This is a genomic window from Actinocorallia sp. A-T 12471, from assembly GCF_033875155.1.
In the GTDB taxonomy this organism is placed as follows: domain Bacteria; phylum Actinomycetota; class Actinomycetes; order Streptosporangiales; family Streptosporangiaceae; genus Actinocorallia.
Genome location: NZ_JAWZTE010000010.1, coordinates 24,750 through 39,751 on the forward strand (window position 1 = coordinate 24,750; position 15,002 = coordinate 39,751).

A 15,002-nucleotide genomic window follows, 5' to 3' on the forward strand; every position below is an offset into this window, starting at 1 on the left:
GCTGAACGGGACGGCTCATCCGGCGATGGGATGAGTTACCCCCAAAACGGTGCTTACTGGTTGCCGGACAGCTTCTCGCGAAGCGCGGCCAGGGCCTCGTCCGTCGCCAGGGCGCCGCCCGTGGCCTCCTCGCCACCACCGCTGTAGGAGGTGGTGCCGCTCTCGCCGCCCGCTGCCTCGGCGTCGGCCTTGCGGGCCTCGTCGATCTGCTTGCGGTGCGCCTCGAACCGGGACCTGGCCTCGGCGTACTGCCGCTCCCAGGTCTCGCGCTGGGCGTCGTAGCCCTCGAGCCACTCGCCGGTGTCGGCGTCGAAGCCCTCGGGGTACTTGTAGTTGCCCTCGGCGTCGTACTCGGCCGGCATGCCGTACAGGGTCGGGTCGAAGTCCTCTTCGGTGACCTCGACGGCGCCCTCGTTCGCCTGCTTCAGCGAGAGGCTGATGCGACGGCGGTCGAGGTCGATGTCGATGATCTTGACGAAGATCTCGTCGCCGACCTGGACGACCTGCTCGGGGATCTCCACGTGGCGCTCGGCCAGCTCGGAGATGTGGACCAGGCCCTCGATGCCCTCCTCGACGCGGACGAACGCGCCGAACGGGACGAGCTTGGTGACGCGGCCGGGAACGACCTGGCCGATCTGGTGGGTCCGGGCGAACTGCTGCCACGGGTCTTCCTGGGTCGCCTTCAGCGACAGGGAGACGCGCTCGCGCTCCATGTCGACGTCCAGGACCTCGACCGTGACCTCCTGGCCGACCTCGACGACCTCGGACGGGTGGTCGATGTGCTTCCAGGACAGCTCCGAGACGTGCACCAGGCCGTCGACGCCGCCGAGGTCCACGAACGCACCGAAGTTGACGATCGAGGACACGACGCCCTTACGGACCTGGCCCTTCTGGAGGGTGTTGAGGAAGGTCTGGCGGACCTCGGACTGGGTCTGCTCGAGCCAGGCACGGCGGGACAGGACCACGTTGTTGCGGTTCTTGTCCAGCTCGATGATCTTGGCCTCGAGCTCCTTGCCGACGTACGGCTGAAGGTCGCGGACGCGGCGCATCTCGACCAGGGACGCCGGGAGGAAGCCGCGCAGGCCGATGTCAAGGATGAGACCACCCTTGACGACCTCGATGACCGTACCGGTGACGATGCCGTCCTCGTCCTTGATCTTCTCGATCGTGCCCCAGGCGCGCTCGTACTGGGCGCGCTTCTTGGACAGGATCAGGCGACCCTCCTTGTCCTCCTTCTGGAGGACCAGGGCCTCGACCTCGTCGCCGACGGAAACGACCTCGTTGGGGTCGACGTCGTGCTTGATCGAGAGTTCCCGGGAAGGGATCACGCCCTCGGTCTTGTAACCGATGTCGAGCAAGACCTCGTCTCGGTCGACCTTGACGACGGTGCCTTCGACGATGTCGCCGTCATTGAAGTATTTGATGGTCAGGTCGATCGCGGCGAGGAAGTCCTCCGCCGAACCGATGTCGTTGACCGCTACCTGCGGGGTGGTCGAGGTGGCTTCGGTGCTGCTCGTCATGTGTGGACTGGCTCCGGGTACGGACATGAGTCGATTTATGAAGCGCGAGGGCCCATTTCGTCCCTGCCCAAGACCGGAGATGAGGGGCTGAACCCCCCGAGATGACCGATGTCGACCAGATCGAGCGTGCGCCTGCTCCGTCCGAGGCGCCGCAGGCCCACAGCGCAGCGATCAGCATATGAGATGGCAGTGCCCCAGGTCAATCCGAGCATCCGGGGGGAGATCTACCCGGGGATGTCGGCGGGCTGGTAGAAGCGGCCCTGGGCCGCCCAGTCGGGGGCGAGATCACCGATCACCGACGACGGAGCCGTCACGGTGTTCTTGTCGCCGTCGGAGGTGAACCTCTGGTCGGGGTTCTTTTCCAGCCACTCAAGCCAGGCGGTCGAGCAGAACTTGTCGCATCCGTCCTCCTTGATTTTATCCTCCGACCGGATGCGGGAGATACGGGTGGGGTCGAAATCCTTGGCGAAGACCGACACCGACGGGTTCCACCCGGCCAGGAAGATGCCCTTGAACTCCCAGGTCGAACCTTTGGCGACGAACGCGTTGTCCTTGGCCTTCGAGCGCGGAGGGTTGCCGAACGGATACGCGAACGTGACCGAGCGCGACCCGGAGATCTTCTCCACGACCGACTCGTTCTTCGCGATCTCCGCCTCGACGTTCTTACGCGACATACCGGCGAGGTTCGGGTGCGTCTGGGTGTGGTTGCCGATCTCGAACCCGTGCTGGACGAGCCACGCGACGCCCGGGTTGGCCTCCTCGCCGAGCTGGAACGGGTCCTTGTTGACGTAGAACGTCGCGACGGGCCGGAACGTCGGGTAGCGGGACGCGACGTCGAACAGGACGCCGACCGCCGTCTCCGGGACGGGGTTACCCGAGGCGTCGAGGGCGAACTGGGTCGGGTTGCCGTCGTCGAACGTCAGCACGACGGGGTGGGACCCGGCCGGGATGTCGATGTTCCCGCGCACGAAGTCGGCGGCGGTGATCGGCACGTAGTTCGCCTTGGCCAGGGACTCCAGCTCCTTGCGCAGCTCGTCCGGCGTGCGGTCGATCGAGGAGAACGGCTTCTTGATGATCCGGTGGTACATGATCACCGGAACCTGGCCGAGCTCGTTGGCCTTGGCCGCGGCGGCCGCCGCGGTGGCGGGCTGCGGCGGAGGCGGCGTCGTCTTGGTGGGCGTCGGCTTGGCCGTCGGCGTCGCGGTGTGGCCCGCGGGCTCGGCCGCGGCCCCCGCCTTTGACGGCTTGGCGACGACCTCGTCGGCGTCCTGCTCCTGCGGCGCGAGCAGAAGACCGAACAACAGCGCTGCGCCGAGCACGAGCACGGCGAACTTGTGAAGGGTGGGCACGGGCTCTCCGGGAGAAACGGGAGCCCCCAGCCTAGAGCGGAGCAACCCTCCCCGTCCCGCATCCCACCCCCGTGTCTACCTTCACTGAAGTGTTGGGGAGGGGCGTCACGCACGGCGGGTTGGGGAGGGGGTTAGAGGGGGGCGATGAGGCCCGCGGTGGAGAGGGCCAGGAGGGCGGGGGCGGCGAGGCCGGCGAGGAGGCCGGTGAGGGTGGCCATGCCGCAGGCGAGGCGCTTACGGGCCATCAGGGCGGCGGAGGCGAGGGCCAGCGCGACGACGGCCCAGCGCAGCCAGGGCCGCACGCCGGGCGCGTCGCCGAACGCGACGAACACGACGGCGGCGGTGCCGACCGCGCAGACGGCGAGGACGGCGGGCCAGGGGCGTCCGGCGCGGCCCATGAGCGCCGCGCCGATCCCGGCGAGCGCGGCGACGCCCGGCCCGAGCAGCGCGACCGCCGACGAGTCCGCACCGGGCCCCGGCGGCACGCCGACGGAAACCTCCTGGCCGGGCTCAAGGAAGACGAGGCCCGAGGACCCGGTGCCGGGCACGAGCGCGAAGGCCGTGGCGGCGATCGCCGTCCAGGCCCCCCAGAGCAGCAGCGCCACCGTGCGCGCGCGGTCACCGCGCACGATCACCAGCCCCGCGACGAGCGAAACGAGCGCGAAGGGCAGCAGCGACGCGAACGGCCCGCCCGGCACATCCGCGAACGACTCGGCGACCCCGACCGCACGCCCGGCGCCCTGCGCCGGCCCGCCCTCCCGCCCCCAGACCCCGGACGCCGTGTACCCCCACGGCCCACTCCACAGCACCGCCCCACCCCCGACCCCGAGCACAAGCCCCCCACCAACACGCCCCACAACCCGGCCGTGCCAGACCGACCGGGCGGACTGAGCATGCCCGGCGGGCCGAGCGGCCTGAGCGGGCGGGGTGAGGGTGTGGGCCGCGAGGATGAGGAGGAGCAGGGCGAGGGCGTCGGAGGATGCGGCGAGGCCCACTCCGACTGGGCTCAGCGCGAGGGCGAGCGCCGCGAGCGCTCCGGCGCCGTGTCCGAACAGGCGCGTGACCGCCGCGTACAGCGCGAAGACCGCGCCGCCCGCCGCGACCGCGCCGACCAGGGCGTACGGGTGCGGGTCGGCCCCGGTCCCCGCGAAGTACAGCAGCGCGGTGAGCGCGGTGAGCGCCCACACCACCGGGCGCGCCCACGCCGGGTCCTCCGGCCCGCCGAACAGAATGCTCCTGATCGTGCGCATAAATGCGAGATTGACATGCGATAACGCCCCCCGCCAGTGCGGGCGGAGGGCGTTACCGGGGATTTCAGTCGGCCGAAAGCTCGTACAGCGAGCCGTCGCCCACCTCCTCCACAGGGGTCGCGTTCTCCTGAACCCAGGAGTCCACCTCCCCCGCACCGCCCCGGGACCCCCCGACGACGATGTACTTCAGCTTCCCGTCGGCGACGAGTTCCTTGAGCCGCTCGACCGTCATCGCCCGATCCGACCCGGTGAACCCGCCCATCGAAATGACCGGCTCCCCCGTACTCAGAATCAATGACGCGGCGGTCTGCGCATCACTCACCGCCACAAGCCAGGTCGCCTCCCCCTGGTTCTCCTTCAGATACGCGACGGTCTCCTCATCAAGCCCCCCGCGCCCGCCGAAGCCCCCACCGGGCCCACCCCCACCCCCCGGAGCACCCTGCCCCCAAGAACCCTGCCCCTGAGAGTCTTGGGGCTGAGTGTCTTGGGGTTGGGAGGTTGAGGACGGGGGTTGGGCGTCGGGCATGCCGGAGGGGGGCTGGCCGCCGCCTGGGAAGCCGTTGCCGCCGCCGTCGGGGAAGCTTCCGCTGCCGGGGCGGCCCATGCCGCCGGGGCCCGAGGAGGAGGCGGGGCCCGCTGTGGGGTTTGTGCCGTTGACGGGGGTGGTGGCGGCGGAGGCCGCGTAGGCGGCGGGGCCCGCGAGGCCCGTGACCAGGGCGGCGGTGAGCGCGAGGGCTGTGAGAGTCCGGCCGGCGCGGGGGCCGTAGGCGACGATGAGCAGGGTGAGGACTGCGGCGAAGGAGGCTGCGGCCACGGTCCAGGCGAGCCATGGGTGCCAGTCGGGAGTGCGGCGCAGCACCTCGAAGGCCCATATGCCGGTGAGGGCGGCGGTCACGGGCAGGACCCAGCCCAACGCGCGGGGGGCGCGCCACAGGAGCGCGCCGCACGCGCCCGCCAGGGCGGCGACGGCGGGGGCCATGGCCGTCGTGTAGTAGGGGTGGAAGGTGCCTTCGGCGAAGCTGAAGACCGCGTAGTGCAGGAGCAGCCAGCCTCCCCAGAGCACGAGGAGCGCGCGGGCCGGGTCGGTGCGGCGGGCGCGTCCGACGAGGACGAGCGCGGCGAGGGTGAGGAGCGCGGCGGCGGGGAGCAGCCAGGAGATCTGGCCGGCCATCGTCTCGTTGAACAGGCGGCCCGCCCCGGACGCGCCGCCGAAGCTCGCGCCCCCGCCGCCGCCCATACTGCCGCCCCCGCCACCCGTGCTGCCGGGGCCGTCGGCGCCGAAGATGCGGCCCAGGCCGTTGTAGCCGATCACCAGGTCCCAGACCGTGTTGTCGGTGCTGCCGCCGATGTAGGGGCGGGCGTCGGCGGGGAACAGGGCGACGACGCCCATCCACCAGCCGCTCGCGGCGACGAGCGCGACCCCCGCGAGGAGCAGGTTCTTGATCCGCCTCCCGAGCGTGACGTCGGCGAGCGCGAGGTACGCCAGGGCGAACGCGGGCAGCGGCACGTACCCCTGGAGCATCTTGGTGTTGAACGCGCACCCGACGAGCGCCGCGCATCCCAGCAGCGGAAGCAGCTTCCCGTTGGCGATGGCGCGCTGGCAGCACCAGGCCGCGCCGACGAGCAGCAGCACCAGGAGCGTGTCGGGGTTGTTGTCGCGGTTGATCGCCACGGTGATCGGCGTCAGCGCGAACACCAGCGCCGCGACGCTCGCCCCGGCGGCCGCGCGAGCAGCGCCGAGCCGTCCGACCAGGCCGCGCCGCACCGACGAGTACAGGATGCCGACGGCGGCGACGCCCATGAGCGCCTGCGGCAGCAGCATGCTCCACGACGAGTACCCGAAGATCCGCGCCGACAGCCCCATCACCCACAGCGCGAACGGCGGCTTGTCGACGGTGATGAACGCGCCCGCGTCCAGCGCCCCGAAGAACCACGCCTTCCAGCTCTGCGCGCCGGAGTACACGGCGGCCGCGTAGTACGTGTTGGCGTCCCCGGACGCCGCGAGGTTCCACCCGTACAGCCCACCCGCCAGCAGCAGCACAGCCCAAAGGACGGGACGGGCCCACCGGGGCTCGTCGGCCTTGCCGAGGAACACGCGCGCTATCAGGGAACGCTCCTTAACAGGGGACACGTGACCCACGGGAATCTCAAGAACGGTGCTCATGACGCCGCCTCCCGCCGAACACCCGGACGGAACACCCACACCCGAAGCAGCAGGAACCGGACGAGGGTCGCGAGCCCGTTGGCCACCACGACGACCCCGACCTCGACCCCCCGCGTGGGCGCGTCCACGATCAGATGCAGCAGCGCGAGCCCCCCGGTCGACAACCCGAGCCCGACGAGGAACGCGATCCCGCCCTGCGCCTGATGCCGCAACGCCCCCGACGTCCCCGTCACGCCGAACGTGAACCTCCGGTTCGCCGCCGTGTTGGCCACCGCCGTCAGCAGCAGGCTCAAGGCGTTCGCCACAAGCGGCGACATCACCAGACGGAACAGAACATAAAGAACAAGCTGCGCGATCGTGCTCAGCACCCCGACGATCGCGAACCGGGGAAGCTGCCGGGCCATCCCGCGCGGCAGCTCCCGCGAGAGCGACGTCTCCCCGAACCGCCCGCGCGCTATCCGGCGCGCGACCCTTGCCATGCCCCTGAGGTCGTCAAGGGCGGTCTGCTTGACGTCGACGCGGCTGTCCGGATCGTCCACCCAGTCCACCGGGACCTCGTGGATGCGCAGCCCGGTCCGTTCGGCGAGCAGCAGCAGTTCGGTGTCGAAGAACCACGCGTCGTCCTCGACCTGCGGCAGCAGCGCCTGGACGACCTGGGTCCTGGCCGCCTTGAACCCGCACTGCGCGTCGGAGAAGCGGGCGGCGAGCGTGGTGCGCAGCAGCAGGTTGTAGCAGCGCGAGATGACCTCGCGCTTCGCCCCCCGCACGACGGTCGAGCCCCGGTCGAGCCGGCTGCCGATCGCGAGGTCGGAGTGGCCGGACAGCAGCGGGGCGACGAGCGGGAGGAACCCGTCGAGATCGGTCGAGAGGTCGACGTCCATGTAGGCGACGACGTCGGCGTCGCTGGCCCCCCACACGTGCCGCAGCGCGAGGCCCCGGCCCTTGCGGTCGAGCCGCACCGCGCGGACCCTGGGCAGCTCGGCGGCGAGCCGCGCGGCCACCTCGGACGTCCGGTCGGCGCTCGCGTTGTCGGCGACGGTGATGCGGAAGCCGTAAGGGAAGTTCTCGAACAGGTAGGCGTGCAGACGGCGGACGCTGGCCTCCAGGACGTGCTCCTCGTTGTGCACGGGGATGACGACCTCGACAAGCTTCTCCAGCCGACGCGTCGCGGGCGGGGCCGCCCTGCCGCCTTCGGGGAGGTCGATGGTTGCGCTCATGCCACCGAAGATGCCGACCCGCCCTGGGAGGCCCCTGACGTGCGGCTTAACTGCGGATGAGAGTCCCCGGGAGGCTGAGCCGCGCGACGGTTCCGCCGCCGGGCGCGGCGGTCAGCGAGACGTCGCCGCCCGCCTCCCTGGCGACCTGCGCGACGATCGCGAGCCCGAGCCCCGACCCGGGGAGGCTGCGCGCGGACGGCGACCGCCAGAACCGCTCGAACACATACGGCAGGTCCTCTTCGGACACCCCCGGCCCGTGGTCGCGCACCAGCAGCACCCCGTCGTTGAGCGTCACCTCGACGGTCCCGGCCGGCGGGCTGAACTTGACGGCGTTGTCGCACAGGTTCACCACCGCGCGCTCAAGGCTGTCGGGGTCCCCCTCGACCCACCAGGGCTTGAGGTCGGCCGTGACGGTCAGCCCGTGGCCGCGCAGCCGCGCCCGCTCGACCGCGCGCTCGACGACCTCGTGGAAGGCGACCTCGGTGTGCTGCCGTGGTTTGGCGGCGGGGCTGCCGAGCTGGAGCAGGTCGCCGATCAGCGACGTCAGCTCGCGCATCTGGGCGCGGACGCTGTCCAGCAGCCTCGTCTTGGTCTCCGGCGGCAGGTCGCGGCCGGTCTCCTGGCTGCGGATCAGCAGGTCGATGTTGGTGCGCATGCTGGTCAGCGGGGTGCGCAGCTCGTGTCCGGCGTCGGCGATGAGGTTGCGCTGGCGTTCCTGGGACGCGGCCAGCGCGGCCGTCATCGTGTTGAAGGAGCGGCCGAGGCGCGCGATCTCGTCGGTGCCCTCCTCGGGGATGCGCACCGACAGGTCCTCGGTCCGCGCGACCTCCTCGACGGCGTCGGTCAGCCGGTCGACCGGCTTCAGCGACGCCCGCGCGATCACCAGCCCCGCGATGGCCGACCCGACGATCCCGCACGCCGACACCAGCAGCAGGGTCAGCGCGAGTTCGCGCAGCGGCTCGGTGACCTGCTGGAGCGGCAGCGCGGTCATGACGGTGATCCGGTAGCCGTCCGCGTTCAGATAACGGGCGGAGGTGATGATCCGGACGTTCACCCGCTCACCGTCGGCGTCGGTGCCCGAGCCGTTGTAGAGCACCTGCTCGCGTTCCCCGCGCACCACCGACAGGTCGGCCTCGCTGACGGGCATCTTGCCGCCGTTGCGCATCGTGCAGACCTGGCCGTTGTCGAGCACGACCTGTTGCAGCCGCCCGTTCGGCGGACGGAACCCGAACGGGCTGTCGTCGGTGTCGGAGATCGGCTCTGACGTGCACGACTGCACCGCGATCGCGATCTCGCGCGGCGTCCAGTCGCCCTCCCTGCCGCCCGGCCCCTCGGCCTGGGCGTGCAGCTGACGGTCGAGCTGCCCGTACAGCGCGTCGCGCACGAGGAACCAACTGGCGACCGCGCACGCCGCGACGGCGACGGCCACGGCGGCCGACGCGAGCAGCGTGATCCGCCCACGCAGCGGAAGCCGCCTCATGCGCCCGGACGCAGCACGTAACCGACGCCGCGTACGGTGTGCACAAGGCGCGGCATCCCGCCGACCTCGGTCTTGCGGCGCAGGTACATGACGTACACGTCGAGGGAGTTGGACGCGGGTTCGAAGTCGAATCCCCAGACCGTCTCGAGGATCTGCTCGCGGGTGAGCACCTGGCGCGGGTGGGTCATGAACATCTCGAGAAGCATGTACTCGGTACGGGTCAGCTCAAGCGCGCGGCCGTCGCGGGTGACCTCGCGGGTGAGGGTGTTCATGCGCAGGCCCGCGAACTCAAGGACCTCGTCGGCCTCGGCGTCGGCGGCGCGCGGCGCGCCCGTCATGGCGCTGCGGCGCAGCAGGGCGCGCACCCGGGCGAGGAGTTCGTCGAGTTCGAACGGCTTCACGAGGTAGTCGTCGGCTCCGGCGTCGAGTCCGGTGACGCGGTCGCCGACCATGTCGCGCGCGGTCAGCATCAGCACGGGGGTGGCGTCGCCGCCGGTGCGCAGGCGGCGGCACGCGGTCAGGCCGTCCATGCGGGGCATGAGGACGTCGAGGACGAGGAGGTCGGGGCTGAGCTTTTCGGCCTGTTCGAGCGCCTCGACGCCGTCGCCTGCCTCGCTCACCTGGTAGCCCTCGAAGATCAGGCTGTTGGCGAGCGACTCGCGGACCGCTGGCTCGTCGTCCACGACGAGGATGTGGGCGCGGGGCTCGTCCGGAGTAGTCATGCACTCAACGTAGCCATCGGCGGCCCGTGCTCCGTGGAGCGGCGGGGCGTTCTCAGCGCACTCTCACCGATTTCTCAGGCTCAGCGGGGCGACCCGGGCCACGGGCCGAGCGGGCGCGCCCAGACGCGTTCGATCGCGAAGCGCGTGTCGTAGACGCGGAAGCCGCGCGCCCGGTAGTTCGGCAGCGCGGCGGGGCCGTCGAGGGAGCAGGTGTGCAGCCAGACCCGCGACGTCTTGGGCAGGTCGTGCCGCTCGTCGAGCGTCCAGGCCCGCCGGACGGCCTCGGTGAGCAGGTGCCCGCCGAAGCCCTTGCCGGTGAACGCGGGCAGCAGCCCGAAGCAGATGATCTCCACCGACCCGTCGTCGCCGGGGTTGAACTCGGCGTATCCGGCGGGCGTGCCCCGGTCCCAGGCCACCCAGGTCTCCGAGCCGGGACGTTCAAGCCACTGCGCCCACTCGTCGTAGCCCCAGGGCAGCCGGTCGCTCCACTGGTAGTCGCCGCCGACCCCGAAGTACAGGTATCTGCTGAACTCAGGGCTTGGCACCTCGGCCCGGATCACCTCGACCGCGGCGGGCCGTGCCGGAACGAGATCGTCCGGGGACGTCTGCTCCAGGTACCACGTGGTGATCTCGGTCTCGACGGACTTCATGACCACCGATCCTATGCCCAGCTCAGCGGCGATCCCCCGGCAGCGGGCCCTGTCCGGCATATCCGGACTTCGCTAGGATTCGGTGATCATGAGCACGTCGACCCGGCCGCTGCGCAAGGACGCCGCGCGCAACCGTGCGCGGATCCTCGCCGCGGCGCGTGCGCTGTTCGCCGAGCGGGGCCTCGACGTCACCCTCGAGGAGGTCGCGCGGACGGCGGGAGTGGGGATCGGCACCGTCTACCGGCGCTTCCCCGCGCGCGAGGACCTCATCGAGGCGGTGGTCGAGACACAGCACGAGGAGCTGCGCCTGCTCGCCGAGGACGCGCTGGCCGAGCCCGATCCGTGGACCGGGCTCGAACGGTTCCTCCAGCGCTTCTGCGACGAGCACCTGACCGACAGGGGCCTGCGCCAGCTGATCCTCGCGCCCGGCGACGTCGACCGGCTCGCCGCCGCGCTCGGCGTCTTCGCGCCGCCCGTCGAGCTGCTGCTCGAGCGGGCCAAGCGGGCCGGGGCGGTCCGGGCGGACCTCGGGTTCGGGGACCTGACGCTGCTGCTCATGGCCGTCGCGACGATCGCCGAGCACACGCGGCACATCCCCGGACGGCCCTGGCTGCGCCATCACGCCCTCGTCCTCGAAGGGCTGCGGCCCGCCCCGACGTCGCTGCCCGTCGCGCCCCTTGCCGGACATGAGCTCAACGCGGCGATCCGCGACTGGATCGGCCGCTGAGCCGCTAGTCCATGCCGCGTTTGCCGGGGGTCCAGAACGGCTTGACGTGGATCGAGCGGCGCGCCCAGCCCTTGGCGAGCAGCGCCTTCTTGACGGACTGGCAGGTCTTCGCCTCCCCCGCGAGGTAGGCGTGCGCGTTGTCGGGGGGAAGGTCGAGACCGGCGACGGCTTCGGCGAGCGTCGCCGAGTCGTAGGCGGGGGCCTGTCCTCGGTAGAGCCAGGTGACGTCGCCTTCCAGGGGGAGCCTGTCGTCTGGGCCCGCGACCTCTACGACGCTGTGGCAGGGAACGCCGGGGGACGCGTCCGCGACGGCGCGCGTCATCGGCCCGAACGCCCCGAGGGCCGTCTCCTCCCCGACGAAAAGATGCAGACCCGCCTCGGGCCGGACGACGAAGCCGCCCTCCGGCTTGCCGAAGACCACCTCGTCGCCGGCCGAGAGCGCGCGGGCCCAGCCCGCGCCCGGGCCGTCGCCGTGGTCGAGGACCCGCAGGTCGAGGTGGACGCCGTCGTAGTCCCAGACCGAGTAGGTGCGCAGGATGTCGAACGGCTTGCGCAGCCCGGACAGCAGGTCGTTGACGTGCACCCGCACCTGCTGTCCTGGCCGCCACGCGAGGTCGGCGCCCACCCGCAGCCGGATAGCGCGCACCCGCGCCGCCGCGAAGTCGACCTCGGCCACGGTGCCGCGCGCGAAGAGCGCGTCGACGAGTCTTTCGCCAAGGGCCACCGGAACCCTCCCTCTCACCTGAGTCTTAGTAGAGTCATATCTAGATATATCTAGATAGGGAGAACGATAGGTCGCGAGAGATCGGCTCGCAAGGCCCCGGCGACGCCGGTCTTGGCCCGGGCGTAATCTGGGACGCGCACCCCCACCAGCCGTCCCTCCTCGATCACCGTCCGGAAAGCCCCACATGAGCACCTCAAGCGACGCAAGGTTCGTCACCGGCAGCCACGACCTGCCCATCACCCCCGCCCTCGCCGAGTTCTTCCGGCACGGATGGGCCGACACGAACGTGACGGCCGAACCCGTCCCGGCCTCGGCGTACGCGGCCAAGAGGCGGGCCGCTGTCTCGGCGCGCTTCCCCGGGGAGCGGCTGGTGATCCCGTCGGGCGGGCTGAAGGTGCGCAGCAACGACTGCGACTACGCGTTCCGGCCGCACACCGCGTTCGCGCACCTCACGGCCGAGGTCGCCACCGAGGCGGTCCCGGAGGCGGTGCTGGTGCTCGAGCCGACGGCGTCGGGGCACGAGGCGGTGCTGTACACGCACCCGCGCTCACCGCGCGACGACGGGCCGCTCGGCGCGCAGTTCTACCGCGACCGGCGTCACGGCGAGCTGTGGGTGGGTCGCCGCCGCGCGCTTGAGGAGACCGAACAGGCGCTCGGCCTCGCCGCCGCTCCGCTGGAGAGGCTTGAGGCCGCGCTGACGTCAGGACGGGCCCCGGTGCGGGTCGTGCGCGGCGTCGACGAGGCGATCGACGCGCTCGTCCCCCCGCACGCCGACGAGCACGCCGACCATGAGCTGCACGCCGTCCTCGCCGAGCTGCGCCTGGTCAAGGACGAGTACGAGGTCGGCCAGCTCACCGCCGCCGTCGACTTCACCGTCGCGGGGTTCGGCGACGTCGCCGCCGAGCTGCCGTTCGCGCTGCGCCACCCGCGCGGCGAACGCTGGGTCGAGGCGACCTTCAACCGCCGCGCGCGCCTTGAGGGCAACGGCACGGGCTACGAGACCATCGCCGCGGCGGGCGCGCACGCGTGCGTGCTGCACTGGATCCGCAACGACGGCCCGGTCCGCGACGGGGAACTGCTGCTGCTGGACGCCGGCGTCGAAGCCGACTCGTTCTACACCGCCGACATCACCCGCACCCTCCCGGCGAACGGCAGGTTCACCGACGCGCAGCGCCGCGTCTACGACCTCGTGTACGCCGCGCAGGAGGCCGCGATCGCCGCCGTCAAGCCCGGCGCGCGCTTCCGCGACTTCCACAACGCCGCGATGCGCGTCATCGCCGAGGGCCTTGACGACTGGGGCCTGCTGCCCGGCGGCGCGGAGGCCGCACTCGACCCCGAGTCCGGCCTGTACCGCCGCTACACCCTGTGCAGCTCGGGCCACATGCTCGGCATGGACGTCCACGACTGCGCCAAGGCCCGCGCCGAGACCTACCTCGACGGCGTCCTGGAGCCCGGCCACGTCCTCACCGTCGAACCCGGCCTCTACCTCCAGCCCGACGACCTCACCCTCCCCGAGGAGCTGCGCGGCATCGGCGTCCGCATCGAAGACGACCTCGTCGTCACCGAAACCGGCTCCCTAAACCTCTCCGCCTCCCTCCCCCGCCAAGCCGACGAACTCGAAGCCTGGCTGGCAGGCTGACCCACCGCGCCCCGGTCCCGACATTCGGCGGGACCGGGGCGGAAGTGGGGGCGTCGGGCGGGTTGTCGGGATATAAGTAGAAGCGGTGGGTGGGCGAGGTTGCTGGAGGGTGGGGATGTCGGGGGCTGCGGCGTTGGTGGCGGGCGATCCCGGCGAAGTGGGCGGGTACGTCCTCGTGGGACGGCTCGGCGAGGGCGGTCAGGGCGTCGTCTACCTGGGCCGGAGCCCGTCCGGACGGCAGGTCGCGGTGAAGCTCCTGTCAGCGGGCTTCAGCGGCGACGAGGCCGCGCGCGTCCGATTCGTCCGGGAACTCGAGACGGCACGCCGCGTCGCGGACTTCTGCACCGCCCGGGTCATCGCCGCCGACGTGTACGGCGATCGGCCCTACATCGTCAGCGAGTACGTGCGCGGCCGGTCGCTGCACGAGCTCATCCGGGCTGACGGCGTCCGCGCGGGCGCTGACCTGCACCGGCTCGCGATCGGCACGGTGACGGCGCTCGCGGCGATCCACCGAGCCGGGATCGTGCACCGCGACTTCAAACCGCCGAACGTGATCGTCGGCGAGGACGGCCCCCGCGTCATCGACTTCGGCATCGCCAGGGCACTCGACGGCATGGCCACGATGCGCAGCCACACCGTCGGCACGCCCGCCTACATGGCGCCCGAGCAGGTCGCGGGACTGCCGCTCGGGCCCGCCACCGACATGTTCGCCTGGGCCTCGACCCTCGTCTTCGCGGCGACGGGCGCGCCGCCGTTCGGCGCGGACAGCATCCCCGCGGTGCTGCACCGGGTCCTGCACGCCGAACCCGACGTGTCCGCGCTGCCGCCGGAGCTCGCCGGGATCGTCCGCGCCTGCCTGGCCAAAGATCCGGAACTGCGGCCCACGGCGGCGCAGACCCTCATGCGGCTCCTCGGGTATCCGGACACCGCTCCCGAGGCGTCGGCTCCGCGCGTGGAGCGCGTGACGACGACGCTCGAGGTCCCGGCCCCGGACGCCGGACGCGCGACGGGTCCCGGGAGCGGCGTCGTCCTCCGGGGCCGCAAGGCGGTGCTGGTCGGCGCGCTCGCGCGGACCGTCCTTCGGCTGCTGATCGGCGTGGTGATGCTGGCGGGCGCGGTCTCGGGCACCGCGAACAACGCGGACGGCAGCCTTGTCGTCGTCCTTGGCGCGCTCGGCATCTACCTTGTGGTGACCGGCCTCGGCCGTCTCGTCCCCCGGATCAGGGCGGTGCGCGAGCCGTTCGAGCTGCGGGTGGACGGCGACGGCCTCGGGGTGCGCGACAGCGGTCGGCTCACGTTCTACCGCTGGCCGGAGATCGGGCGGGTCGCCGTCCGGCGGACGGTTCCCGGCAAGAAGTGGGCGGTGTGCGTCGCGACGGTCCCCGGCGTCCCCAGCCCGGCGCTCGCCGGTTCCCTTGCGCCGCTGCCGCACGCCGAGCCGAAGACCGGCTGGATCGTCCTCGCGCCAGTCTCGCTGCTCGCGATCAAACGACGGCCCCTTGAGGTTCTGTTGGCCGACCGCTCGGGTCCCCGATGGGGTGGTAACAACTGACGGCGTCG

At 71.6% G+C, this 15,002-nt stretch carries 12 protein-coding genes; 3 read left to right on the plus strand and 9 right to left on the minus strand.

Features of this window, described 5'->3' with window-relative positions:
• Positions 1 to 53 precede the first annotated feature (53 nt).
• The 8 genes from rpsA to R9X44_RS24760 form a co-directional block, all read right to left on the minus strand.
• Complete coding sequence (gene rpsA / locus R9X44_RS24725) at positions 54 to 1,520, minus strand: 30S ribosomal protein S1 (protein ID WP_319816654.1); 1,467 nt, start codon at positions 1,518 to 1,520, stop codon at positions 54 to 56.
• A 224-nt stretch (positions 1,521 to 1,744) separates the two neighbouring features.
• Positions 1,745 to 2,869: a polysaccharide deacetylase family protein gene (locus R9X44_RS24730; RefSeq protein ID WP_319816655.1), complete on the minus strand. Its 1,125-nt coding sequence runs from the start codon at positions 2,867 to 2,869 to the stop codon at positions 1,745 to 1,747.
• 131 nt (positions 2,870 to 3,000) lie between these two features.
• Positions 3,001 to 4,119: a hypothetical protein gene (locus tag R9X44_RS24735; protein WP_319816656.1), complete on the minus strand. Its 1,119-nt coding sequence runs from the start codon at positions 4,117 to 4,119 to the stop codon at positions 3,001 to 3,003.
• A 64-nt stretch (positions 4,120 to 4,183) separates the two neighbouring features.
• Positions 4,184 to 6,283 (minus strand): ArnT family glycosyltransferase, encoded by a 2,100-nt coding sequence (locus R9X44_RS24740; protein ID WP_319816657.1) that lies wholly within the window; start codon positions 6,281 to 6,283, stop codon positions 4,184 to 4,186.
• Positions 6,280 to 7,500, minus strand: a complete 1,221-nt coding sequence (locus R9X44_RS24745) for a bifunctional glycosyltransferase family 2/GtrA family protein (protein ID WP_319816658.1) — start codon at positions 7,498 to 7,500, stop codon at positions 6,280 to 6,282. The genes R9X44_RS24740 and R9X44_RS24745 overlap by 4 nt, the downstream gene beginning before the upstream one ends.
• A gap of 46 nt (positions 7,501 to 7,546) precedes the next feature.
• Positions 7,547 to 8,980, minus strand: a complete 1,434-nt coding sequence (locus tag R9X44_RS24750) for a HAMP domain-containing sensor histidine kinase (RefSeq protein WP_319816659.1) — start codon at positions 8,978 to 8,980, stop codon at positions 7,547 to 7,549.
• Positions 8,977 to 9,702, minus strand: coding sequence for a response regulator transcription factor (locus R9X44_RS24755; protein ID WP_319816660.1), 726 nt, complete (start codon positions 9,700 to 9,702; stop codon positions 8,977 to 8,979). The genes R9X44_RS24750 and R9X44_RS24755 overlap by 4 nt, the downstream gene beginning before the upstream one ends.
• A gap of 80 nt (positions 9,703 to 9,782) precedes the next feature.
• The gene (locus tag R9X44_RS24760; protein ID WP_319816661.1) at positions 9,783 to 10,352 is read right to left on the minus strand and encodes a GNAT family N-acetyltransferase; all 570 of its coding nucleotides are present in this window, start codon (positions 10,350 to 10,352) and stop codon (positions 9,783 to 9,785) included.
• 88 nt (positions 10,353 to 10,440) lie between these two features.
• Between R9X44_RS24760 and R9X44_RS24765 the strand changes: the two genes are divergently transcribed.
• The gene (locus R9X44_RS24765; protein WP_319816662.1) at positions 10,441 to 11,079 is read left to right on the plus strand and encodes a helix-turn-helix domain-containing protein; all 639 of its coding nucleotides are present in this window, start codon (positions 10,441 to 10,443) and stop codon (positions 11,077 to 11,079) included.
• A 4-nt stretch (positions 11,080 to 11,083) separates the two neighbouring features.
• Here R9X44_RS24765 and R9X44_RS24770 read toward each other — a convergent pair whose 3' ends face one another.
• Complete coding sequence (locus tag R9X44_RS24770; RefSeq protein WP_319816663.1) at positions 11,084 to 11,803, minus strand: siderophore-interacting protein; 720 nt, start codon at positions 11,801 to 11,803, stop codon at positions 11,084 to 11,086.
• A 184-nt stretch (positions 11,804 to 11,987) separates the two neighbouring features.
• Here R9X44_RS24770 and R9X44_RS24775 point away from each other — a divergent pair, with 184 nt between their 5' ends.
• Entirely contained in the window at positions 11,988 to 13,442 is a 1,455-nt protein-coding gene (locus tag R9X44_RS24775; protein WP_319816664.1) for an aminopeptidase P family protein, read from the plus strand.
• A gap of 115 nt (positions 13,443 to 13,557) precedes the next feature.
• Positions 13,558 to 14,994, plus strand: coding sequence for a serine/threonine-protein kinase (locus R9X44_RS24780; RefSeq protein WP_319816665.1), 1,437 nt, complete (start codon positions 13,558 to 13,560; stop codon positions 14,992 to 14,994).
• The last annotated feature ends 8 nt before the right edge of the window (positions 14,995 to 15,002 follow it).